Source organism: Collimonas sp. OK412, assembly GCF_900112135.1.
Classification (GTDB): Bacteria; Pseudomonadota; Gammaproteobacteria; order Burkholderiales; family Burkholderiaceae_D; genus Collimonas; species Collimonas rhizosphaerae.
In genome coordinates, this window is sequence record NZ_FOLC01000029.1 from 22,760 (window position 1) to 44,293 (window position 21,534).

The following is a 21,534-nucleotide window of genomic DNA, read 5'->3' on the forward strand; positions in this document are numbered from 1 at the left end:
GCAGCGATATCTGCACATACAATATGCACCAGGTTTTCAAAAAACATGCGACAGTGCTTGCATAAATCACTGTTTTTTTATACAGTACTACCTGAAGTTTCAGATCAGGTCCCGAATTACTCACCATTTTTGCCGAAAGAACAACCATGGACGATAAAAAATCCGCACCCAATCCGGATAAAAGCAAGGCCCTTGCCGCGGCCTTGGCGCAGATCGAGAAACAGTTCGGCAAAGGTTCGGTCATGCGCATGGAAGACGGCGCCGTGGTCGAAGAAGTGCAGGTTGTCTCGACCGGTTCGCTCGGCCTGGATATCGCGCTGGGCGTCGGAGGTTTGCCGCGCGGCCGGGTGGTCGAGATCTACGGTCCGGAATCGTCCGGTAAAACCACGCTGACGCTGCAGACCATCGCCGAAATGCAAAAGCTGGGCGGCACCTGCGCGTTCATCGATGCGGAACATGCGCTGGACGTCGGTTATGCGCAGAAGCTGGGCATCAACCTGTCCGAACTGCTGATCTCGCAGCCGGACACCGGCGAGCAGGCGCTGGAAATCACCGACGCGCTGGTGCGCTCGGGCGGCGTCGACCTGATCGTGGTCGACTCGGTGGCTGCACTGACGCCGCGCGCTGAAATCGAAGGCGACATGGGCGATTCCCTGCCCGGCCTGCAAGCGCGCCTGATGTCGCAAGCGCTGCGCAAGCTGACCGGCAGCATCAACCGCACCAACACGCTGGTGATCTTCATCAACCAGATACGCATGAAGATCGGCGTCATGTTCGGCAATCCTGAAACGACCACCGGCGGCAACGCCCTGAAGTTCTACGCTTCGGTGCGCCTGGACATCCGCCGCACCGGCTCGATCAAGTCGGGCGATGAAGTGATCGGCAACGAAACCAAGGTCAAGGTCGTCAAGAACAAGATCGCACCACCGTTCAAGGAAGCGCATTTCGATATCCTGTATGGCGAAGGCACATCGCGCGAAGGTGAAATCCTCGATCTCGGCTCCGACGCCAAGATCGTCGAGAAATCGGGCGCCTGGTACAGCTACAACGGCGAACGCATCGGCCAAGGCAAGGATAATGCCCGCACCTACCTGAAAGAACGGCCAGAGCTGGCGCGTGAGATCGAGAACAAGGTGCGCGCTTCGCTGGGCGTGCCGCTGCTGGGCGAGATCAAGTCGGACAGCAGCGACAAGGCGGCCGAAAAAGCCGCGGCCAAGGCAAGCAAGGCTGCTGCCAAGGCAGAAGAGCCGGTCTGATAGCTCTCGCTGCATAGCGATATAAGCCGGCCCGGTTCGGCAAACGCCTTTCATGCATATCCGCCAAACGGATTGTTGAAAGGCGTTTTTGTTTCAGACATGTATTTGGTTTGGATTACAGGAAGCTGCCATGGCAAAACTGCAGATCAGCCTCAAGGCCAGGGCGCTGCGCTATCTGTCGGCGCGCGAGCACAGCCGACTGGAACTGGCGCGCAAGCTGGCGCGTTATGCGCAGGAAGGCGACGATATCGAGGCTTTGCTGGATACGCTGGAAGCCGCCAAGCTGCTGTCCCAGGCGCGTTTTTCCGAATCGCTGATCCACCGCCGCGCCCATCGTTTCGGCAACAGCCGCATTCTTTCGGAGCTGCAAAGCCACGGCATTGATGCCGAAGCGCTGGTGGATATCAAGGCCGGCCTGGCCAGCGGCGAAGTCGCCCGCGCGCGCGAAGTCTGGCGCAAGAAATTCAACCAGCCGGCGGCCGATGCCGCCGAGCGCGCCAAGCAAATGCGGTTCCTGCTGCAACGCGGGTTTTCTCATCGCGCAATCCGGGCCGCGGTGAAGGGCGGCGATGACGATGAGGATTATTGAGGCAGGAAAGCAGGCAACCTTGATTGCCCGGAACCTGGGAAAACTGCGGTCTCCAAACCATCGTTTTCACTCCCATTTTTAGCGATGACCCCCGTCCCGGGGGCTTTCGATGGCTGTTTTGCAATTGTCGATCTAAATCGCTAAGGTGCGTAAGCTGTGCTACACTTTTGGGGTTTTTTGCAAACCGCAGGAGCGGCAGTTACCATAGAAACTGTGGTAACGACACGCAAATCAGTCCACCATTATGTCTCTGACACCTTCCATTTCCCGCCGAGCGTTAAAGCACACCCGCGCGATTCACATCGACGCGTTCGTACGTGACGACGGCCTGTGGGAAATCGATGCGCATGTTACCGATACCAAACCCTTCGATCTTTCTTTGCCATCCGGCAATTTGCCGGCAGGCCAACCGCTGCACAGCCTGTGGCTGCGGCTGACGCTTGACCGCCAGTTCGTGATCGTTGGCGTCGAGGCAAATTCCGAAGCAGTGCCGTATCGCGGCCATTGCAATACCATCGAACCTGAGTACAAGAAATTGATCGGCTTGAGCCTGGTCAAGGGCTTCCGCCACACTCTGAGAGAGAATATCGGCGGCGCGCTAGGCTGTACGCATCTGACCGAGCTGGCGCAGATACTGCCGACCGCGGCGTTGCAGGCTTTCGGCGGCGAGATCAATCGGGCTGCCGACCAGAAGCCGCCCCAGCTCGATCGTTGCCATGCATTACGCAGTGAAGGCGCAGTTGTCGCCAAATATTATCCGAAGTGGGCAATCAGCCCTCCAGCAGGAATCGACACCGAATCTGTTTTAGAAACGTCGCATGTAGAATCGCCGCAATCGCATTTATCCAACCAAGCAATTTCATTTAATTAAGTGTCAGAAGGGAAGCTCGCATGAAAATCCATGAGTATCAGGGTAAAGAAATTCTCCGCCAGTTCGGAGTGACAACACCGCGTGGCATCCCGTGCCTGAACGTCGATGACGCGGTCAAGGCAGCTGAAACCCTCGGCGGTTCGGTTTGGGTCGTCAAAGCCCAGATCCACGCCGGCGGTCGCGGCAAGGGTGGCGGCGTCAAGGTTGCCAAGTCGCTGGAACAGGTGCGCGAATACGCCAGCCAGATCCTCGGCATGCAGCTGGTGACACACCAGACCGGCCCGGAAGGCCAGAAAGTCCGTCGCCTGCTGATCGAAGAAGGCGCTGACATCAAGCAAGAACTGTACGTCAGCATGGTTACCGACCGCGTCAGCCAGCGCGTGGTGCTGATGGCGTCCAGCGAAGGCGGCATGGACATCGAAGAAGTCGCTGCCAGCCATCCAGAAAAAATTCATCAAGTCATCATCGATCCGGCCACCGGCCTGACCGACGCTGAAGCTGACAGCATCTCGACCAAGATCGGCGTACCTGCCGGCTCGGTCGCCGATGCCCGCACCCAATTGCAAGGCCTGTACAAGGCATACTGGGACACCGACTCGTCGCTGGCTGAAATCAACCCGCTGATCGTCACCGGTTCCGGCAAGGTCATCGCCCTGGACGCCAAGTTCAACTTCGACAGCAACGCCCTGTTCCGCCATCCGGAAATCGTCGCTTACCGCGACCTGGACGAAGAAGACCCAGCTGAAATCGAAGCATCCAAGTTCGACCTGGCTTACATCTCGCTCGACGGCAACATCGGCTGCCTGGTGAACGGCGCCGGCCTGGCCATGGCCACCATGGACACCATCAAGCTGTTCGGCGGCGAGCCTGCCAACTTCCTCGACGTCGGCGGCGGCGCCACCACGGAGAAAGTGACAGAAGCCTTCAAGATCATGTTGAAGAACCCAGGCCTGAAAGCCATCCTGGTCAACATTTTCGGCGGCATCATGCGTTGCGACGTCATCGCCGAAGGCGTGATCGCAGCATCCAAGGCCGTTTCGCTGACAGTGCCGCTGGTGGTCCGCATGAAGGGCACCAACGAAGAAATCGGCAAGAAATTGCTGGCCGAATCCGGCCTGCCGATCATCTCGGCGGACAGCATGGAAGAAGCGGCGCAGAAGGTTGTTGCTGCGGCCAACGGTAAGTAACAAATAACAAGGAACAGATATGTCGATCCTGATCAACAAAGACACTAAAGTCGTCACCCAAGGTATTACCGGCAAGACCGGCCAATTCCACACCCGCGGCTGCCGCGACTACGCAAACGGCAAGAACGCTTTTGTCGCTGGCGTGAACCCGAAAAAAGCCGGCGAAGACTTCGAAGGCATCCCGATTTTCGCTAACGTTTCCGAAGCCAAGGCCGCCACCGGCGCCAACGTCTCGGTGATCTACGTACCGCCGGCAGGCGCTGCGGCAGCCATCTGGGAAGCGGTTGAAGCCGAACTCGACCTGGCCATCTGCATCACCGAAGGCATCCCGGTACGCGACATGCTGGCGCTGAAAGACCGCATGGCAAAAGCCGGCAGCAAGACCTTGCTGCTCGGGCCAAACTGCCCAGGCCTAATCACGCCGGACGAAATCAAGATCGGCATCATGCCGGGCCATATCCACAAGAAGGGCCGTATCGGCGTGGTTTCGCGTTCCGGTACCCTGACTTATGAAGCAGTCGGCCAGCTGACCGCACTGGGCCTGGGCCAATCGTCGGCAGTCGGCATCGGCGGCGATCCGATCAACGGCTTGAAGCACATCGACATCATGAAGATGTTCAACGACGATCCTGAAACCGATGCCGTCATCATGATCGGTGAAATCGGCGGTCCGGACGAAGCCAATGCGGCTTACTGGATCAAGGACAACATGAAGAAGCCGGTGGTCAGCTTCATCGCCGGCGTTACCGCTCCTCCGGGCAAGCGCATGGGCCATGCCGGCGCGCTGATCTCGGGCGGCGCCGATACTGCGCAAGCCAAGCTGGACATCATGGAAGCGTGTGGCATCACCGTGACCAAGAATCCATCGGAAATGGCGCGTCTGCTGAAGGCGATGCTGTAATCGCAGCCTGACAGGCAAAATAGGGCAGGTGCTTATCGTATAGACGATTACCTGCCTGACCATGAAAAGGGAGCTTCGGCTCCCTTTTTTATTCCCGTGCACAATCAAGGTCTGGCTGCGGGTGTAGCATCCAGGAGCAGGGACGGCGCCGACTTTGCAATTTGTCTTGCCGTCCCCGGCAGAACCAAGGAAAATACTTGTGACTAGGCAATCACCTGATCTGCCATAACTTTTTATCGTGTCTCGACATATGCCGCTTGAGTTTGCCGCCAAAACGGATATTGGTATGGTGCGAGTACAGAACGAAGACACCGTCGTGGTCGACGATGTCTTGCAGCTGGCGATCCTGGCCGACGGCATGGGCGGTTATAACGCCGGAGAAGTCGCCAGCAGCATCGCCACCGTCGCCATCCAGGAAGAAATCGAAAGCCAGCTGCAGGAGTACCGCCGCCTGCAGAAGCCGGAAGACGAGCTGCCGGTGCGCCTGTGGCTGATGCAGGCCGTGCGCCAGGCCAACAGCACCATCATCAATGCCGCCCGCCGCGAGCCGGAATACCGCGGCATGGGCACCACCCTGGTGGTGGCCTGGTTCGAGCCGCAAGGCAGCCTTGCCATCGCCCATGTCGGCGACTCGCGCGCGTATCGCATCCGTGACGGTTTGCTGGAACAGCTCACGCGCGACCACTCCCTGCTGCAGGAGCAGATCGACGCCGGCCTGATCCGCGCCGAAGACGCGCAATTCGCCAACAACCGCAACATTGTCACGCGCGCTGTCGGCATCGATTACCAGCTGGTGGTGGAAGTCCACCAGCACCAGGTGCAGCCCGGCGATCTTTACCTGCTGTGTTCGGATGGATTGTCGGACCGGATCGGCGACAATGATATCTTCAACATTGTCAGCGACGCCCAGGGCGACCTGAAGATGGCATGCACCATGCTTATCAATGCCGCGAACCAGTCAGGTGGACAGGATAATGTATCGGTGATCCTGATCAGGGTGCCGGAGAACGAATAAGCGTGTTGCGATTGCCGGTGAAAATTGAAGGCAAGCGCGATATGCGGGCCCGCAATATAAATCCCGAAATTTGAGTATCATTGCCCCGAAACAACATTAAACTGGGGTTTGCTGAAGTATGCAAGACCGATGTATGAGCAACGCCAATACCAGTAGCTGCGGACGTGGCCGGATCTGCAGCATGGTTTTAAATTAACTTACAAATAGCGTTTCCCGAGAGAGATAGGAATGGCGAAGATCATCCTGACCAAAGGCGGCACCGTGATACAAGAGATGACGCTCACCAAAGAGCGCACCACCATCGGCCGCCGCGCCCACAATGACATGGTCATTGATAACCTTGCCATCAGCGGCGAACACGCGGTCATCATCACTATCTATAACGATTCGTTCCTGGAAGACCTCAACAGCACCAACGGCACCCAGGTCAACGGCCATCCGGTCACCAAGCATTTCCTGCAGCATAACGATGTGATCCAGATGGCCAGGTATAAATTGCTGTACCAGGTGGATACGGATGAAGAAATCAAGGACAACCGGCCGAAGATGTTTCCGGTGCCGCGGCCGGATGCAACTATTACCGTGCTGGACGGGCCAAGCGCTGGCAAGGAAATGCTGCTGACCAAGGTGCTGACTACTATTGGGCGTCCCGGCATCCAGGTTGCGATTGTGACGCGGCGGCCGCATGGTTACGAACTGACCCATGTCGAAGGGCAGATTTATACCCGGGTCAACGACACGCCGCTGAACTCAGGTGCGCGGGCTCTCAAGGACGAAGATGTAATTGATATTGCCGGGACTTTGATGAAATTTTCCTGGAAGGCTGCTTAGGCTGCTTTAAGCGTCAGTAGGCTGTACGTTTTTTCATCACTTCTTCGCGCCAATCATGGCTACGCGGTTTGTGTCCATGTTCTATTAACTCCGCTTCTGCTATATGGACAGCACTCCAGAACTTAAAGGGCACACCATTCCCGCTTGTTTTAGTAAGGCAGCGAAATCGACGGATATATTGATAAATATATATCGTTGTGACTGGATGCGCAGCTGGTAACGGATTAGGTGGTCAGCTACGAATTAGCGCAGTTTCTTTGTGACAAACTTTGTCAGCGCAACATCGAAAATCTGCCAAATTTCCTCACTTTTCCAGTCGCAGATCAATAAAATTCAGCGATTTCCGACTGGCACAGACATTGCTCTACATCACGTGTAGTGCAGACCCCTTTTATTAACAGGAGAAACAAATGAAATCGTTGAAAATGATGCAACGCGCGCAGCGCGGTTTTACTCTGATCGAATTGATGATCGTTGTGGCGATTATTGGTATTTTGGCTGCGGTTGCTCTGCCTGCGTATCAGGATTACACAGTACGCGCAAAAGTAAGTGAAGCCATAATTGCAGCCACTGCTCCTAAGACGCTGATCAGCGAAGCATTCCAAACGGATGGGATTAATGGCCTTAAGGCAGCGGCTGATAGCTACAATGCAAACGTTACTGCAAATCCAGGTCAAATTGCGACTAAGTATGTTGCTGGTATTGTTATTAATAATGCAACCGGCCAAATTACTGTGACAACAGCTGGTGCATCGGCTGGTCTGCCAGCAGACGCACAAGGTACAACTCTGAATTTTCTGCCAAATGTTCAGAAGGCCCCTATCGTTGCTGGTGTAGCTGGTGCAATTGATTGGGCATGTTCGTCGCTCACTTTTGCCACAGCAACATCACGTGGACTGACAGGGATGGCAGCTGGTACTCTCCCAGCAAAATACGCACCTGCTGAGTGCCGTTAATTGGTTAGTTAGCAAACTGAAAAAAGAGCGCATCGGCGCTCTTTTTTTTTGAACAGAATTAATCGACTTATGTTTGGTATGTTTAATCATTGCAATTATTAATTATGATTTCTCGTCTTAAGACGGCATTAATTCATTTGGGCGCTTCGATTTGCATGGCATTAGCCGCACTGGCAGCGGTGTATTTTGTCTGGTATCCCTCTCCCTTGCAGATTGCAACAGGAGTAAGCGGCATTTTCTTAATTTTGCTGGGAGTCGATATAGTTATCGGCCCTTTGCTGACCTTGCTTGTTTATAAGCCCGGCAAAAAAAACCTCCGCTTTGATCTGGCGGTTATCGTTACTTTGCAGCTAATGGCATTTGGCTATGGCATGTGGAGTATATCTGTTGCACGACCAGCTTGGCTGGTGTTCAATGCTGATCGTTTTGATTTGGCTCGGGCACATGAGCTAGACACGCGTTTCGCTACCGATGCACGTCCGGAATTCCGCCATCCACCCTGGAGTGGCCCGCAATGGGTTGCTTCTCGCGCTCCCGCCAATCGGGAAAAACGTAACCAACTCTTGCTGGAATCAGCGATGGGCGGCCCAGATTTGCCCCAGCGTATCGATCTGTATGTGCCAATCAGTGAAATGGCAGAAAAAATGCGCGCCAAAGCGCATCCCCTCGAAGAATTGAACCACTACAATGCGCCTGCGGTCGTCAGTTCAACGCTGGCAAAGTGGCCGCAAGCCGACGCATGGCTGCCGTTGATGACTAAGGGGCAGTCAATGTCGGTACTGCTGAGCAAGAAAGAAGACAAGGCGCTTGCCGTGGTCGATCTCCGGCCATGGAATTAATCTGTTGCCGGGCTGAGCGTTACACTTCGTAGCTTAATCCTCGCGCCGACTGTTCGGCGACGCGGTTGAAGGGTGACTGGTTAATGGATCATCCGGCTACCCAGTCCCCCGATTTGCCGCCATGCTTCTCCATCACCCGCACATCAGTAATCACCATCCCTCGGTCCACCGCCTTGCACATGTCATAGATAGTCAACAATCCAATCTGCACCGCTGTCAACGCTTCCATCTCCACCCCAGTTTTGCCCACAGTCTCCGCCTGCGCATTGCAAGTAATGCTGCTTGCCACATCATCAATACTGAAATCGACTGCAACCCGCGTCAGCGCCAGCGGATGGCACAGCGGAATCAGGTCGCTGGTGCGTTTGGTCGCCATGATGGCGGCGATGCGGGCGATGCCCAACACGTCGCCCTTTTTTGCGGTGCCGGACTGGATGAGCGCCAGAGTCTCTGCTTTCATGTGGATGCAGCCGCTGGCGACGGCGATGCGGTGGGTATCGTTTTTGCTGCCGACATCGACCATGTGCGCCTGGCCGGCCTGGTCAAAGTGGGTCAGCTTGGCGGATGCTGGGTTTTTGCTGGTCATGACGGTATTTTCTTTAGATGAAGTAGTCCGGTGCGGTCCAGATTTTTCTCTGGCCGAAGTCACATTGCTGAATGTGGAATAGTTATTCTTTGCTAGTATCATAGCATCGCGATTTCAACACCGATGGCGACATGGTCGGAAGTGTGCGGCGATGCGACGGCATTTGAATTTCCCCGATGACGCCGAGGATGCAGAAGAGTCGTGTAATTATTGGGATGCGCCATTCGCATCTGTTGATGCATTAGCGGATCACCGGGCGTCTCACAATTATGGAAGCAGCGACTCTTATCCTGATCGTAAAGCTTAGGCGAGTAGCGTGTTATGACGAAATCCTTGCGTCCGTAGGTCAATGTTGAAATTTCTCGCTTCGAAATATTTCAGGCGGGCCATGTAACCAGTCAGGAAAAAAGGATGCACTGATGCGTCGTTGGTATCCCTCCACATTTCCTGTTGCCTATCTGGTTGTCGTCGCGGCGTTACTCAGTCCATTACTGCTATTTCCATTAATTCCCGGCTCTGGTTTTCACGATAACCAACGCATTGTTGAGGTTTTCTGTTCGATAACGGTGATTATTGTCTTTGCCGTCTATCTAGTGCGAAATAGGTTGGTCAACCGGCCTGGCGATTTTTTCTTGATCGGCTTGTTGGCCATTTTTTTTGTACTCGGCCTGGTTTCCAGCTTGTTTGCCTATTCAACGCGACACGCTCTTTTTGAATGGGCAAATTCTCTGTCCTTATTTGGCATGTCCTGCTTTATCGCGCGCGAGATGTTGCGCAAGGGCGATGTTTTTCTCGATCAGATATTGCGACTGTGCGGCATAGGATGCGTCTTTTATATTTTCGTTGAAGCCGTCGTCTATGCTGTGCTGATCGCGTCAGGCAAACAGCCGCCGAATGGGGCGCTAATTTTCGGATTTGATAATTACCGTTTTTTTAATCACGTTCAGACGGTTACTTTGCCTCTGCTGTGCCTGTGGGTAAGTCGCACGGATAGTGGCGGGAAAAAAATGTTTGCCTGGAGCGTCGCCTCGATATGGTGGACACTTCTTTTCTTGTCTACCGGGCGTGGAACCTTTATTGGTGTGCTTGCTGGTGTTTGTGTGACTTTGTTTTATTTCAGAAAAACGGCTTTCCCATGGTGCCGATTGATGTTGTGGACGGCACTTGCAGGCTTGGGTCTGTATTTCTTGTTTTACGTACTTGTGCCAATTTCCCTAGGTTTGCAGCCGTTCGGCTTTTTATTTTCCGTTGTCGACCGCACCATTGAAAATCCCGCTTCCAGTCGCTGGCCCTTATGGCGGCGCGCATGGGAGATGACACTTGCCCATCCTTGGCTGGGGGCTGGGCCTTTGCACTTCGCGCATTACGGGCGCGACGTGCAGATTGGCGCGCATCCCCATAACTGGGTGTTGCAGATTGCCTCTGAATGGGGGATTCCAGCATTGATTTGCCTGATGACTGCCATTGCGCTTGGGTTAAAGAAATTGCTGGCCGTACGCGAACACTTGGAACCTACGGACAGTAAAAACTATTTAACGCTTGCGGCACTGCTGACTATCGCAGTGGCTATTCTGGTCGATGGCTTGGTGTCTGGACTGATCGTCATGCCGACCAGTCAATTGTGGATCGTTTTGTATGTTGGCTGCGCTTGGGGGTGGGTCGCTTCGATGACACAGGTAAAAGCGGCGACTACAATGCGTTTGTTCCCGGCTATGCGAATTGGGGGGCTGATTGGCGCCGTAATGCTGATTTATTTTCTCGGCGTTGGCTTGTGGCCGGAAATCGGTAATTTGCCTTTTTACGAAGAAAAAAATCTGCAAAAGGACATTTATACGAATCCGGTGTACCGCCCCAGGATCTGGCTGGGCGGTTATTTTTAACTCGGCGCGAGTTGCTGGATGTGGAACAATTGTCCTCTGTTAGTATCAGAACATCGTGATTTTGACACTACCCAGTACTCGATGAATCGATCATTGCAATTGCCCGGGCGAATATTGGTTGCGGCGCTCATCAGCGCATGCTGCGTACTGCCGCCGCGGCCGGCATTTGCGGTACAAAACCTGCCTACCCTGGGCGACACTTCACGCGAATCGCTGTCGCCGCTGATGGAACGCAAGCTGGGCGAGGAAGTGATGCACGACATCCGGCGCGATCCCGATTACCTGAACGATGCGCCGCTGCTGGAGTACCTGAACAATTTCGGCTGGACCCTGGTTAACGCCCGGCCCGAGGTGCGCGGCGAGGCCGGGTTCGATTTTTTCTTCTTTGCGGTGCGCGACCCGGTCTTGAATGCGTTTGCCTTGCCGGGCGGTTTTGTCGGCGTGCATTCCGGCCTGCTGCTGGCGGCGCAGAGCGAATCCGAGCTGGCTTCGGTGCTGGCGCATGAAATCGGCCACGTGGCGCAACGCCATATCGCGCGCATGGTGGGCAGCCAGAAGCAGGATTCGATGATCGCCCTGGCGTCCATGCTGCTGGGTGCGCTGGCGATGCGCGGCAGCGGCGATGCGGGCGCGGCGGTGATGATGGGCGGCACCGGCCTGGCGATGCAGCGGCAGCTGAATTTCAGCCGCGACGCCGAGCGCGAGGCGGACCGGATCGGGTTGTCGATCCTGGATGCGGGCGGCTTCGAGACCAGCGGCATGGTGGCTTTTTTCGGGCGCATGCAGACGGCTTCCCGCAACTATTCGGATGTGGTGCCGCCGTATCTGCTGACGCACCCGCTGACTACCGAGCGGATTGCCGACATCGAGGCGCGGATCCGCGAACAGCGTTACCGGCAGCGCGCCGATAGCCTGGATTTCCAGTTGATGCGGGCTCGCGTGCGGGTGTTGCAAGACGATACCGAGCAAGGCCGGCGCGACGCTCAGATCGTGTTTGACGCGCAACTGCAGCAGAATACCAAGCAGCAGATCGTCGCCGCCAAATACGGCATGGCTTTCCTGGCGTTCAAGCAGGAGGCATATGGCAAGGCGGAGGATTTGCTGCAGCAGGCTGTGGCGGCAGCATTGCCGGCGAAGCAGAGCCTGATGCTTACCGACCTGGGCATTGAAATCATGCTGGCTACCAATCGCGAGGCGGAAGCCTTGAAGCTGGTGCAGCAGGGGCAGCTTCAGTATCCTTTGTCGCGCGGGCTGGCGCACCAGTATGCGCGGGTGCTGATTGCTTCCAAGCGCTTGGAAGACGCTACCAAATATCTGCGCGAGCAAGCCCGGCTGTACCGCCAGGATGCGGATGTACAGGATTTGCTGGCCAAGGCTTATTCGGCGCAGGGCAAGCGGGCGCTGCAGCATATGGCTTTGGCGGAGTCTTATGTGTTGACGGGAAGTGTGCCGGCGGCGCTGGACCAGTTGCGGATTGCGCGGAATTCGGGGGATGCGGGGTTTTATGACCAGTCCATGATTGATGCGCGGGAGAGGGAGTTGCAGGAACGTTGGAAAGAGGAATTGAAGGCATCTAAGGAACGTTAGTGCCGAGGTGGTTGCCCCGTGGTCCGTTAAATAGGGTCAGAGTTGAATTGTTGACCGGTCAATAATTCGACTCTGACCCTATTTAATTATGTCTGGCGGGGGTGTTGGGTAAAACCGAAGTGTGCTGCGATATCTTCTGTAGCGATATGCGTGACGGGTAATTCTTTACCTGAGTTTTGCCAGGTCAGAGCTTGATGCGGTGTCGCGATCCAGTCGAGCAGGGCTTCGTCGCTGACGATGTTTCCGTCCATGCGCAAAGCGGCCAGGCATTGCGCCAGGTCGCGATCGTCGACTGCGGCAACCTGGCCTGGGGCGACCAGCAGCAGCCGGCCTTGTTCGGTCAGCATGGCGGATTCGATGGCCGTCATTGCTGCGCCGGTCTGCAGGACAAAACCCAATGCGGGATCGGTATGGACGATATAGGGCGTCAACGCCAGGTCGACGTAGACCCGTTGCGGGCCGTTCTGGAAATACCAGCAGCCTTGTTCGTCCGCGGCGTAATTGCGGTTGATGAAGCCCACCAGCGCGGTGTGCATGATCTTGTCGCCGGGCAGGCCTTGGCGCTGCGCCTGCTCGTCGCGCATGCGCCAGGCGCCGCGCGCGTCCAGTCCCAGCCAGCCGTAGCAGTGCGGGACGTTGGGCCATTTCAGCATGGCTTGGGCGACGACTTGATCCATTAGTTATCCTGCAAAAAACGCAGCATGCGCTGCGGCAGCCAGTCGAGCCGGCCGGGCGGGCCGCCGGTGGCGAAGCCGACGTGGCCGCCTTGCTCAGGATACTCCAGCGTGACGCTGGCGGCGGCCTTGGGCGGCAAGTGCTGCGGCGGCAGGAAAGGGTCGTTGCGCGCGTTGAGCACCAGCGTCGGCACCGTGATGTCGTTGATCACCAGCTTGGCGCTGGCGCGGTGCCAGTAGTCGTCGGTGTCGCGGAAGCCGTGCAGCGGCGCGGTGACGATATTGTCGAATTCGTACAGGTCGCGCGCGCGCAGCATTTTTTCGCGGTCGAACAGGCGCGGGAATTGCTGCAGCTTGTCGAGCGACTTGCTTTTCATGGTGCGCAGGAAAGAGCGCGTGTAGACCATGTTGAAACCGTGCGACAAGGCTGCGCCGCCGCCGGCCAGGTCCAGCGGCGCGGAAATCGCGCAGGCGGCATCGATGATTTCCGCCTGGTGCTGGGACTCGCCGAGCCAGCGCAGCAGCGCGTTGCCGCCCAGCGAAACGCCGGTCGCATAGATTTTTCCGAACTGCCTGGCAGTGCGGCCGGCGACCAGGCGCCGCAATATCCAGTCGACTTCTTCGGCGTCGCCGGAATGGTAAAAGCGCGGCGCCTGGTTGATTTCGCCGGAACAGCCGCGGAAGTGCGGCACCGCGCCCGACCAGCCCAGCGTCGCCAGTTGCGCCATCAGGGCGCGGCTGTAGTGGCTGTCGGAAGAACCTTCCAGGCCATGGAACAGGACTACCAGCGGCTGCCCGGGCCGGCCGTCGACAAAATCGATATCGATGAAATCGCCGTCGGGCGTATCCCAGCGTTCGCGCCTGAATGCGACTGCCGGTTTGCTGATGCAGGTGGCTGGGTAAATGGTTTGCAGGTGGCCGCCCGGCAGCCATAGCGGCGCGGGATAGGAGTCAGGTGAGGCAGCAGCGGGCATACGATTTTCTGTGTTGTTCGATTCAATGCAAGGTGGCGCTGGATGTGCTTTCTTCCGGCGCCGCGCCCGGCGCTACCGAGGCATGGTGCAGCACGATGCGCCAGCCGCGCGGTGTTTTCATATAGATATTGGTCGCCAGGATGTGCATCTCGCGGTCGGATTCGCTGGCTTGGCGCAGTTCCTCCACCAGGTTATGGATGCTGGTCGACATATTATGCGTCACGTGCAGCTGGCGCGCATGGATGTGCACGCCGCCGCGCTCGAACAGGCTCTCGAAAGCCGCCCTGATCGCTGCATGGCCATGCAGCCGCGGCGCGTTCGGATGGATGCAGACGATTTCGTCGTCGTCCGCCCATAGCGCCATCATGGCCTCGATATCGGCGCGGCTCATGGCGTCGTAAAAAGCGGTTTCGGTTTCTTCGGCTGAGCCATGCATGAATTTGACGTGCGGCATATTGCCTCCGTGCTCAAACTATTGAACGAATTGTCACCATGTTTTACTGCCATCAAAAAAGGGAGCCAGGCTCCCTTTTCGCTATCAGTGCCCCTTCAGTGGCCCTTGACCACCGCACCCGGTTTCAACCGGTACTGCGTGCCGCAGTAGGGGCATTTGGCGTTGCCGCTGCTGTCGAGATTGAGGAACACCCGCGGATGCGAGGACCAGGTCGGCATCAGCGGGTTAGGGCAATGCGCCGGCAGGTCCTTGCCGTCGAGTTCAACCGGGGTTTGCGTGTTTGCTGCCGAATTTGCTGCTGTAGTCATCTGTTTCTCCAAATTTGCTTCTGCTTTACCTGCAACTGACTGCTGTCGACGCTGGCTTATTTCCCGACCACGGTCAGCCAGTGCCGGTATTTGTCAGACTTGCCTGCCACCACATCGAAAAACATGGTTTGCATCTTTTCGGTGATCGGGCCGCGCTTGCCTTCGCCGATGCTGCGGTTGTCGAGTTCGCGGATGGGCGTGATTTCCGCCGCGGTGCCGGTGAAAAAAGCTTCATCGCTGCAATACACTTCATCGCGGGTGATGCGCTTCTCGACCACTTCGATGCCGCTGTCGCGCGCCATGGTCAGCACCGCGTCGCGCGTGATGCCGTCCAGGCAGGACGCCAGGTCAGGGGTGTAGATCTTGCCGTTCTTGACGATGAAGACGTTTTCGCCGGAACCTTCCGATACATAGCCGTCGGTGTCCAGCAGCAAAGCCTCGTCGTAGCCGTCGGTCAGCGCTTCCTGGTTGGCCAGGATGGAGTTGATGTAATAGCCGCTGGCCTTGGCGCGCACCAGCGATACATTGACGTGGTGGCGGCTGAACGAGGAAGTCTTGACGCGTATGCCTTTGGCCAGGCCGTCTTCGCCCAGGTAGGCGCCCCACGGCCAGGCCGCGATGGCGACATGCACGGTGTTGCCCTTGGCGGCGATGCCGAGCTTTTCCGAACCGATCCAGATCAGCGGCCGCATGTAGCAGGATTCCAGCTGGTTTTCGCGCACCACCTGGATTTGCGCGTCGATCAGGGTTTGCAGGTCGTAAGGCACTTGCATCTGGAAGATCTTGGCCGAGTTCAGCAAGCGCTGGGTATGTTCCTTCAGGCGGAAAATCGCCGGACCCTGCTCAGTCTTGTAGGCGCGCACGCCCTCGAAGACCGCCATGCCGTAGTGCAGCGAATGCGTCAGGACGTGGATATTGGCATCGCGCCAGTCGATCAGCTTGCCGTCTTTCCAGATCTTGCCGTCGCGGTCATCCATGGACATGTTCAAACCTCCAGTAAATAAAATTGCCTGATATGCAATGCGATTGCGGCGTTTGCCGGCCTGTTATCGCTCATTGCCGATCTTTGGCGGATTCTTGGGTATAAAGTGACATTTTAACGGATTCGCCGGAGCCTACTCTGCAGAATATTGGGCTCGTTATATGTCTTTTGAGAACCGGTATGTGCGTAAAACGGTGTTTTGCCAGAGGCTGCTGGAGTAAAATAGCGACTTTTCCTCACTGATATTGCCTGATCGACATGAAATTCAATCGACTAAGCGACTTGATCGCGCAACACCAGCTGCAAGGCAAGCGCGTGTTCATCCGTGCCGACCTCAACGTGCCGCAAGACGCGGCAGGCAATATTACTGAGGATACGCGCGTGCGCGCTTCGGTGCCGGCGATCCGCCAGGCGCTGGACGCCGGCGCGGCGGTGATGGTGACTTCGCACCTGGGACGTCCTACCGAAGGCGAATTCAAGCCGGAAGATTCGCTGGCGCCTATCGCCAAGCGCCTGGCGGAATTGCTGGGCCAGCCGGTGGAGCTGCGCCAAAACTGGGTGGACGGCGTGGACGTGGCGCCGGGCCAGGTGGTGCTGCTGGAAAACTGCCGCGTCAACAAGGGCGAGAAAAAGAACAGCGACGAGCTGGCGCAAAAGATCGCCAAGCTCTGCGATATTTATGTCAACGACGCTTTCGGCACTGCCCACCGGGCCGAAGCGACTACCCATGGCGTCGCCAAATTTGCGCCGGTTGCCTGCGCCGGCCCGCTGCTGGCAGCCGAGCTGGACGCCCTGGGCAAGGCCCTGAACCAGCCGGCGCGGCCGCTGGTGGCGATCGTCGCCGGTTCCAAGGTGTCGAGCAAGCTGACCATATTGAAAGCGCTGGCCGACAAGGTCGACAACCTGATCGTCGGCGGCGGCATCGCCAACACCTTCCTGCTGGCAAGCGGGCTGAAGATCGGCAAGTCGCTGGCGGAACCGGACCTGGTTGAAGAAGCCAAGGCGATTATCGAGATGATGGCCAAGCGCGGCGCTTCGGTGCCGATCCCGGTCGACGTCGTGTGCGCCAAGGAATTTTCGCCGACGGCGGCAGCGCAGGTGAAGGATGTCGGCGATGTGGCTGACGATGACCTGATCCTGGATATCGGTCCGAAAACCGCGGCAACCCTGGCCGCCCAAATCGCCCAGGCCGGCACGGTGGTCTGGAACGGCCCGGTCGGCGTGTTCGAGTTCGACCAGTTCGGCGAAGGCACCAAGACCCTGGCGCTGGCGATTGCCGGCTCCAAGGCTTTCTCGATTGCCGGCGGCGGCGATACGCTGGCAGCGATCGCCAAATACAAGATTACCGACAAGATCGGCTACATCTCCACCGGCGGCGGCGCTTTCCTGGAGTTTTTGGAAGGCAAGACCCTGCCCGCGGTCGAGATCCTGTTGCAGCGCGCCAGTTAAGTTTTGCCCGGAAATGGGACAACTGGTTGGAGGCAACCAACTGTCCCGGGGTTTGTCCATGTCGTACTGAAAGGTTGTCCATGCAAAGAGCTACCAAGATCGTCGCCACTATCGGACCTGCATCGAGCGATGCTGACACACTGGCGCGGATGTTCGTCGCCGGGGTCGACGTGGTGCGCCTGAATTTTTCGCATGGCAAGGCGCAGGATCATATCGACCGCGCCAAGCTGGTGCGGGAAATTGCTGCAGCCTGCGGCAAGCAGGTCGCCATCATGGCCGACTTGCAGGGGCCGAAGATCCGGGTCGGCAAGTTCGAGCAGGGCAAGATCGAATTGAAGAACGGCGCAAAATTCATTCTCGACGCCGATTGCGCCATGGGCAGCCAGGACCGCGCCGGCCTTGACTACAAGGCCTTGCCGCGCGACCTGAGGCCAGCGGACGTATTGCTGCTCAACGACGGCCTGATCGTGCTGACGGTGGAAAAAATCATCGGCAACGAGATCCATACCATCGTCAAGATCGGCGGCGAACTGTCCAACAACAAGGGTATCAATCGCCAGGGCGGCGGCTTGTCGGCGCCGGCGCTGACGGCCAAGGACATGGAAGACATCAAGACCGCCATGAGTTTCCAGGCCGATTACGTGGCGGTGTCCTTCCCGAAAAACGCGACCGACATGGAAATGGCGCGCCAGCTGGCCAATGTGGCCGGCGAGCCCTACGACCATAAGCCGATGATGATCGCCAAGATCGAACGCGCCGAAGCGATCCCGGTGCTGCAAGAGATCCTCGATGCGTCCGACGGCATCATGGTGGCCCGCGGCGACCTGGCGGTGGAAGTCGGCAATGCCGCCGTGCCGGCGCTGCAGAAGCGCATGATCAAGATGGCGCGCATTTCCAACAAGCTGACCATCACCGCGACCCAGATGATGGAATCGATGATCGTCAATGCGGTGCCGACCCGGGCCGAAGTGTCTGACGTCGCCAACGCCGTGCTGGACGGCACCGACGCCGTGATGACTTCCGCCGAAACCGCGTCCGGCAAATATCCGGTAGAGACGGTGGAAGCCATGTCGGCGATCTGCCTGGAAGCCGAAAAATCGGAAGATTGCAAGCTCGACGCCGATTTCCTGAATGTCCAGTTCACCCGCATCGACCAGTCGATCGCCTATGGCGCCTTGTTTACCGCCCACCATTTACGGGTCAAGGCGATCGCCGCGCTGACAGAATCGGGCTCGACGCCGCTGTGGATGAGCCGGCACAACATCGATATCCCCATTTTTGCTATCACCCCGAGCATCGCTACCCAGCGCAAGGCCGCCTTGTACCGCAATGTCCAGACTTTCGAATTGACCAAGTCAGGCGACCGCGAAGAAGTGCTGAAGGCCGCGCAGAATTTGCTGCTGGCAAGCGGCGTCGTGCAACTTGGCGACCTGGTGGTTGTCACATGGGGTGAGCCGATGGGACAGATCGGCGGCACCAATGCGCTGAAGATCATGAAGATCGGCGAGTATTGAATTCGTTGGAGCAGAATCGGCACGCGGCGCCGCAATGCGCAATGCGTAGCGCGCGGCCTGAACGCTGTTCCATTACAGGTTTTTATTATCGGAGTACATCATGCCTCTAGTATCCATGCGTCAATTGCTGGACCACGCAGCTGAAAACAGCTATGGCCTGCCTGCTTTCAACGTCAACAACCTGGAACAAGTCACTGCCATCATGCAGGCCGCCGATGAAGTCGGCGCGCCGGTCATCATGCAGGCGTCCGCCGGCGCCCGCAAATATGCCGGCGAGGCATTCCTGCGCCACCTGATCGAAGCGGCGGTCGAAGCTTTCCCGCACATCCCGGTTGTGATGCACCAGGACCACGGCCAGTCGCCGGCGGTGTGCATGGCAGCGATCAAGTCCGGTTTCACATCGGTGATGATGGACGGTTCGCTGATGGAAGACGGCAAATCGGTCGCCAGCTACGAATACAACGTCGAAGTGTCGCGCAAGGTGGTGGAGTTCTCGCACGCGATCGGCGTCACCGTGGAAGCGGAGCTGGGCGTGCTCGGTTCGCTGGAAACCATGATGGGCGACAAGGAAGACGGCCACGGCGCGGACGGCAAGATGACCCGCGAACAGCTGCTGACCGACGTTTCGCAAGCAGCCGATTTCGTCAAGCAGACCCAGTGCGATGCGCTGGCGATTGCGATCGGCACTTCGCACGGCGCTTACAAGTTCTCGCGCAAGCCGACCGGCGACATCCTGGCGATCGAACGCATCAAGGAAATCCATACCCGCATTCCTAACACCCACCTGGTGATGCACGGTTCTTCGTCGGTGCCGCAGGAACTGCTGGCGGAAATCCGCGAATTCGGCGGCGACATGAAGGAAACCTACGGTGTGCCGGTGGAAGAAATCCAGGAAGGGATCCGCCACGGCGTGCGCAAGATCAATATCGATACCGACATCCGCCTGGCGATGACTGGCGCGATCCGCCGTTACCTGATCGAGAATCCAAGCAAGTTCGATCCGCGCGATTACCTCAAGCCGGCGCGCGAAGCTGCCAAGGCCGTGGTGAAAGCCCGTTTCCTGGCGTTCGGCTGCGAAGGCCAGGCCGCCAAGATCAAGCCGGTTTCGCTGGAAAAGATCGCGGAGAAATACAAGAAGGGCGAACTGGCGCAGATCGTTCAGTAATAAATAGTGTGGTACCGGCGCCAGGCAAGGCTTGGCGCAATAACTTACCAGGCGCAGGACGATGCTTGCATCGTTCTCTGCCTGGTTTTCTGACTTTTGGAATAACCATGACAAGCCTCTACCAATCCACCATTACCTCATTGCCATTGCTGGGCCGCGGCAAGGTGCGCGAAAACTATGCCGTCGGTGAAGACAAGATCCTGATTGTCACTTCCGACCGCTTGTCGGCTTTCGACGTCATCATGAACCAGCCGATCCCGGGCAAAGGCAAGGTCTTGAACCGCATGTCCGATTTCTGGTTCGACAAGCTGGCGGCGATCGTGCCTAACCACCTGACCGGGATTGCGCCGGAATCGGTGGTAGCGGGCGATGAAGTGGAGCAGGTGCGAGGCCGCGCGGTGGTGGCGAAGCGCCTGCAGCCGATCATGGTCGAGGCGGTGGTGCGTGGTTATATCATCGGTTCCGGCTGGAAGGATTACCAGGCTACCGGCGCCATCTGCGGCATCAGCCTGCCGGCGGGCTTGCAGCAGGCCGCCAAGCTGGCCGAGCCGATCTTCACTCCGGCGGCCAAGGCCGAGATGGGCGAGCATGACGAGAACATCAGCTTTGCCGACATGGAAGCGCGCATCGGCAAGGAACTGGCCGAGAAGATCCGCAGCGTCAGCATAGAACTGTACAAGACCGCGGCCGACTACGCGGCGACGCGCGGCATCATCATCGCCGACACCAAGTTTGAATTCGGTCTCGACAAGGACGGCGTCCTGCACCTGATGGATGAAGTGCTGACCGCCGATTCTTCGCGTTTCTGGCCGGCTGCCAGCTACCAGGTCGGCATTTCGCCGCCATCGTTCGACAAGCAGTTCGTGCGCGATTACCTGGAAACCGTGACCAGCTGGAACAAGACCGCGCCGGCGCCGACGCTGCCGGATGACGTCATCGAAAAAACCGGCGCCAAATACCGCGAAGCCCTGTTCAGCCTGACCGGCGAAACGCTGAAGGATTGATGATGAGCAAGGATACTGTGGACCAGCCGCTGATTGGCATCGTCATGGGATCATCCTCGGACTGGGACGTGATGCAGCACGCCGTCGCCATCCTGACCGAGTTTGGGGTTGCGCACGAGGCGCAAGTGATTTCGGCGCACCGCATGCCGGACCAGATGTTTGCCTACGCAGAAAGCGCGCGCGCGCGCGGCCTGCGCGCCATCATCGCCGGCGCCGGCGGCGCTGCCCACCTGCCGGGCATGATCGCCGCCAAGACCATCGTGCCGGTGCTGGGCGTGCCGGTGCCGTCCAAGTACCTGCGCGGCGAGGATTCCTTGCTGTCCATCGTGCAGATGCCGAAAGGCATTCCGGTCGCCACCTATGCCATCGGCGAGGCCGGCGCGGCCAACGCTGCCCTGTCGGCGATCGCCATGCTGGCCACTACCGACGATGCGCTCGCCGCCAAGCTGCTGGCGTTCCGCGCCAGGCAGACGCAAATTGCCCTTGATATGAAATTGCCCCCGGTATGAGCA

General features: G+C 57.7%; 21 protein-coding genes and 1 pseudogene. 16 read left to right on the forward strand and 6 right to left on the reverse strand.

Annotated features, from left to right (window positions below):
• Positions 1 to 146 precede the first annotated feature (146 nt).
• From recA to tfpZ, 9 genes and pseudogenes are all read left to right on the forward strand, one after another.
• A complete protein-coding gene (gene recA / locus BM062_RS21585; protein WP_092400709.1) occupies positions 147 to 1,256 on the forward strand; it encodes a recombinase RecA in 1,110 nt (369 codons plus the stop codon).
• 130 nt (positions 1,257 to 1,386) lie between these two features.
• Positions 1,387 to 1,845 (forward strand): recombination regulator RecX, encoded by a 459-nt coding sequence (recX, locus tag BM062_RS21590; protein ID WP_092400711.1) that lies wholly within the window; start codon positions 1,387 to 1,389, stop codon positions 1,843 to 1,845.
• Positions 1,846 to 2,089: 244 nt separating this feature from the next.
• Positions 2,090 to 2,716, forward strand: coding sequence for a DUF2889 domain-containing protein (locus BM062_RS21595; RefSeq protein WP_092400714.1), 627 nt, complete (start codon positions 2,090 to 2,092; stop codon positions 2,714 to 2,716).
• Between the two features lie 14 nt (positions 2,717 to 2,730).
• Positions 2,731 to 3,903 (forward strand): annotated as a pseudogene (gene sucC / locus BM062_RS21600) (ADP-forming succinate--CoA ligase subunit beta); the annotation flags it as partial.
• 19 nt (positions 3,904 to 3,922) lie between these two features.
• Entirely contained in the window at positions 3,923 to 4,804 is an 882-nt protein-coding gene (gene sucD / locus BM062_RS21605) for a succinate--CoA ligase subunit alpha (protein WP_092355167.1), read from the forward strand.
• 250 nt (positions 4,805 to 5,054) lie between these two features.
• Entirely contained in the window at positions 5,055 to 5,819 is a 765-nt protein-coding gene (locus tag BM062_RS21610; RefSeq protein WP_217647633.1) for a Stp1/IreP family PP2C-type Ser/Thr phosphatase, read from the forward strand.
• A 228-nt stretch (positions 5,820 to 6,047) separates the two neighbouring features.
• Positions 6,048 to 6,650, forward strand: coding sequence for an FHA domain-containing protein (locus tag BM062_RS21615; protein WP_092400723.1), 603 nt, complete (start codon positions 6,048 to 6,050; stop codon positions 6,648 to 6,650).
• Between the two features lie 410 nt (positions 6,651 to 7,060).
• Positions 7,061 to 7,606, forward strand: a complete 546-nt coding sequence (locus BM062_RS21620) for a pilin (RefSeq protein WP_305763971.1) — start codon at positions 7,061 to 7,063, stop codon at positions 7,604 to 7,606.
• An 89-nt stretch (positions 7,607 to 7,695) separates the two neighbouring features.
• Positions 7,696 to 8,445 (forward strand): TfpX/TfpZ family type IV pilin accessory protein, encoded by a 750-nt coding sequence (gene tfpZ, locus BM062_RS21625; protein ID WP_217647631.1) that lies wholly within the window; start codon positions 7,696 to 7,698, stop codon positions 8,443 to 8,445.
• 88 nt (positions 8,446 to 8,533) lie between these two features.
• Here tfpZ and moaC read toward each other — a convergent pair whose 3' ends face one another.
• Entirely contained in the window at positions 8,534 to 9,031 is a 498-nt protein-coding gene (gene moaC / locus BM062_RS21630; RefSeq protein ID WP_092400729.1) for a cyclic pyranopterin monophosphate synthase MoaC, read from the reverse strand.
• Positions 9,032 to 9,450: 419 nt separating this feature from the next.
• Between moaC and BM062_RS21635 the strand changes: the two genes are divergently transcribed.
• Together BM062_RS21635 and BM062_RS21640 are read left to right on the forward strand one after the other, a co-directional pair.
• Positions 9,451 to 10,911, forward strand: coding sequence for an O-antigen ligase family protein (locus BM062_RS21635; RefSeq protein WP_092400732.1), 1,461 nt, complete (start codon positions 9,451 to 9,453; stop codon positions 10,909 to 10,911).
• 81 nt (positions 10,912 to 10,992) lie between these two features.
• On the forward strand, positions 10,993 to 12,498 hold the full coding sequence (locus BM062_RS21640; RefSeq protein WP_092400735.1) for a M48 family metalloprotease: 1,506 nt from the start codon (positions 10,993 to 10,995) through the stop codon (positions 12,496 to 12,498).
• Positions 12,499 to 12,584: 86 nt separating this feature from the next.
• On the opposite strand, the gene BM062_RS21645 is transcribed toward BM062_RS21640, so the two are convergent.
• From BM062_RS21645 to BM062_RS21665, 5 genes are all read right to left on the reverse strand, one after another.
• On the reverse strand, positions 12,585 to 13,175 hold the full coding sequence (locus BM062_RS21645; RefSeq protein WP_092400738.1) for a DUF2946 family protein: 591 nt from the start codon (positions 13,173 to 13,175) through the stop codon (positions 12,585 to 12,587).
• Complete coding sequence (locus BM062_RS21650; RefSeq protein ID WP_092400740.1) at positions 13,175 to 14,146, reverse strand: YheT family hydrolase; 972 nt, start codon at positions 14,144 to 14,146, stop codon at positions 13,175 to 13,177. Before BM062_RS21650 ends, BM062_RS21645 begins: the two co-directional genes overlap by 1 nt.
• A gap of 22 nt (positions 14,147 to 14,168) precedes the next feature.
• Positions 14,169 to 14,600 carry a YybH family protein gene (locus BM062_RS21655; protein WP_092400743.1) on the reverse strand — a complete coding sequence of 144 codons (432 nt, stop codon included), beginning with the start codon at positions 14,598 to 14,600 and terminating at the stop codon, positions 14,169 to 14,171.
• A 95-nt stretch (positions 14,601 to 14,695) separates the two neighbouring features.
• Positions 14,696 to 14,908 (reverse strand): zinc-finger domain-containing protein, encoded by a 213-nt coding sequence (locus BM062_RS21660; RefSeq protein WP_092400746.1) that lies wholly within the window; start codon positions 14,906 to 14,908, stop codon positions 14,696 to 14,698.
• Between the two features lie 56 nt (positions 14,909 to 14,964).
• Positions 14,965 to 15,891 (reverse strand): branched-chain amino acid transaminase, encoded by a 927-nt coding sequence (locus BM062_RS21665; RefSeq protein ID WP_092400749.1) that lies wholly within the window; start codon positions 15,889 to 15,891, stop codon positions 14,965 to 14,967.
• A gap of 257 nt (positions 15,892 to 16,148) precedes the next feature.
• Between BM062_RS21665 and BM062_RS21670 the strand changes: the two genes are divergently transcribed.
• From BM062_RS21670 to purE, 5 genes are all read left to right on the forward strand, one after another.
• A complete protein-coding gene (locus tag BM062_RS21670; RefSeq protein ID WP_092400752.1) occupies positions 16,149 to 17,339 on the forward strand; it encodes a phosphoglycerate kinase in 1,191 nt (396 codons plus the stop codon).
• Positions 17,340 to 17,419: 80 nt separating this feature from the next.
• Positions 17,420 to 18,853, forward strand: a complete 1,434-nt coding sequence (pyk, locus tag BM062_RS21675) for a pyruvate kinase (RefSeq protein WP_092400753.1) — start codon at positions 17,420 to 17,422, stop codon at positions 18,851 to 18,853.
• Positions 18,854 to 18,953: 100 nt separating this feature from the next.
• Positions 18,954 to 20,018, forward strand: coding sequence for a class II fructose-bisphosphate aldolase (gene fba / locus BM062_RS21680; RefSeq protein WP_092400756.1), 1,065 nt, complete (start codon positions 18,954 to 18,956; stop codon positions 20,016 to 20,018).
• 107 nt (positions 20,019 to 20,125) lie between these two features.
• Positions 20,126 to 21,022: a phosphoribosylaminoimidazolesuccinocarboxamide synthase gene (locus BM062_RS21685; RefSeq protein WP_092400759.1), complete on the forward strand. Its 897-nt coding sequence runs from the start codon at positions 20,126 to 20,128 to the stop codon at positions 21,020 to 21,022.
• 2 nt (positions 21,023 to 21,024) lie between these two features.
• Entirely contained in the window at positions 21,025 to 21,531 is a 507-nt protein-coding gene (purE, locus tag BM062_RS21690) for a 5-(carboxyamino)imidazole ribonucleotide mutase (RefSeq protein ID WP_092400793.1), read from the forward strand.
• The last annotated feature ends 3 nt before the right edge of the window (positions 21,532 to 21,534 follow it).

What these genes read in the sequence shown, in the direction of transcription:
- BM062_RS21650 (WP_092400740.1), bottom strand. Translation starts at nt 14,146, where the DNA reads ATGCCCGCTGCTGCCTCACCTGACTCCTATCCCGCGCCGCTATGGCTG.
- purE (WP_092400793.1), top strand. Translation starts at nt 21,025, where the DNA reads ATGAGCAAGGATACTGTGGACCAGCCGCTGATTGGCATCGTCATGGGA.
- BM062_RS21670 (WP_092400752.1), top strand. Translation starts at nt 16,149, where the DNA reads ATGAAATTCAATCGACTAAGCGACTTGATCGCGCAACACCAGCTGCAA.
- BM062_RS21620 (WP_305763971.1), top strand. Translation starts at nt 7,061, where the DNA reads ATGAAATCGTTGAAAATGATGCAACGCGCGCAGCGCGGTTTTACTCTG.
- BM062_RS21655 (WP_092400743.1), bottom strand. Translation starts at nt 14,600, where the DNA reads ATGCCGCACGTCAAATTCATGCATGGCTCAGCCGAAGAAACCGAAACC.
- BM062_RS21665 (WP_092400749.1), bottom strand. Translation starts at nt 15,891, where the DNA reads ATGTCCATGGATGACCGCGACGGCAAGATCTGGAAAGACGGCAAGCTG.
- BM062_RS21615 (WP_092400723.1), top strand. Translation starts at nt 6,048, where the DNA reads ATGGCGAAGATCATCCTGACCAAAGGCGGCACCGTGATACAAGAGATG.
- BM062_RS21595 (WP_092400714.1), top strand. Translation starts at nt 2,090, where the DNA reads ATGTCTCTGACACCTTCCATTTCCCGCCGAGCGTTAAAGCACACCCGC.
- pyk (WP_092400753.1), top strand. Translation starts at nt 17,420, where the DNA reads ATGCAAAGAGCTACCAAGATCGTCGCCACTATCGGACCTGCATCGAGC.
- recA (WP_092400709.1), top strand. Translation starts at nt 147, where the DNA reads ATGGACGATAAAAAATCCGCACCCAATCCGGATAAAAGCAAGGCCCTT.
- moaC (WP_092400729.1), bottom strand. Translation starts at nt 9,031, where the DNA reads ATGACCAGCAAAAACCCAGCATCCGCCAAGCTGACCCACTTTGACCAG.
- BM062_RS21685 (WP_092400759.1), top strand. Translation starts at nt 20,126, where the DNA reads ATGACAAGCCTCTACCAATCCACCATTACCTCATTGCCATTGCTGGGC.
- BM062_RS21660 (WP_092400746.1), bottom strand. Translation starts at nt 14,908, where the DNA reads ATGACTACAGCAGCAAATTCGGCAGCAAACACGCAAACCCCGGTTGAA.
- BM062_RS21610 (WP_217647633.1), top strand. Translation starts at nt 5,055, where the DNA reads ATGCCGCTTGAGTTTGCCGCCAAAACGGATATTGGTATGGTGCGAGTA.
- fba (WP_092400756.1), top strand. Translation starts at nt 18,954, where the DNA reads ATGCCTCTAGTATCCATGCGTCAATTGCTGGACCACGCAGCTGAAAAC.
- recX (WP_092400711.1), top strand. Translation starts at nt 1,387, where the DNA reads ATGGCAAAACTGCAGATCAGCCTCAAGGCCAGGGCGCTGCGCTATCTG.
- BM062_RS21645 (WP_092400738.1), bottom strand. Translation starts at nt 13,175, where the DNA reads ATGGATCAAGTCGTCGCCCAAGCCATGCTGAAATGGCCCAACGTCCCG.
- sucD (WP_092355167.1), top strand. Translation starts at nt 3,923, where the DNA reads ATGTCGATCCTGATCAACAAAGACACTAAAGTCGTCACCCAAGGTATT.
- BM062_RS21640 (WP_092400735.1), top strand. Translation starts at nt 10,993, where the DNA reads ATGAATCGATCATTGCAATTGCCCGGGCGAATATTGGTTGCGGCGCTC.
- BM062_RS21635 (WP_092400732.1), top strand. Translation starts at nt 9,451, where the DNA reads ATGCGTCGTTGGTATCCCTCCACATTTCCTGTTGCCTATCTGGTTGTC.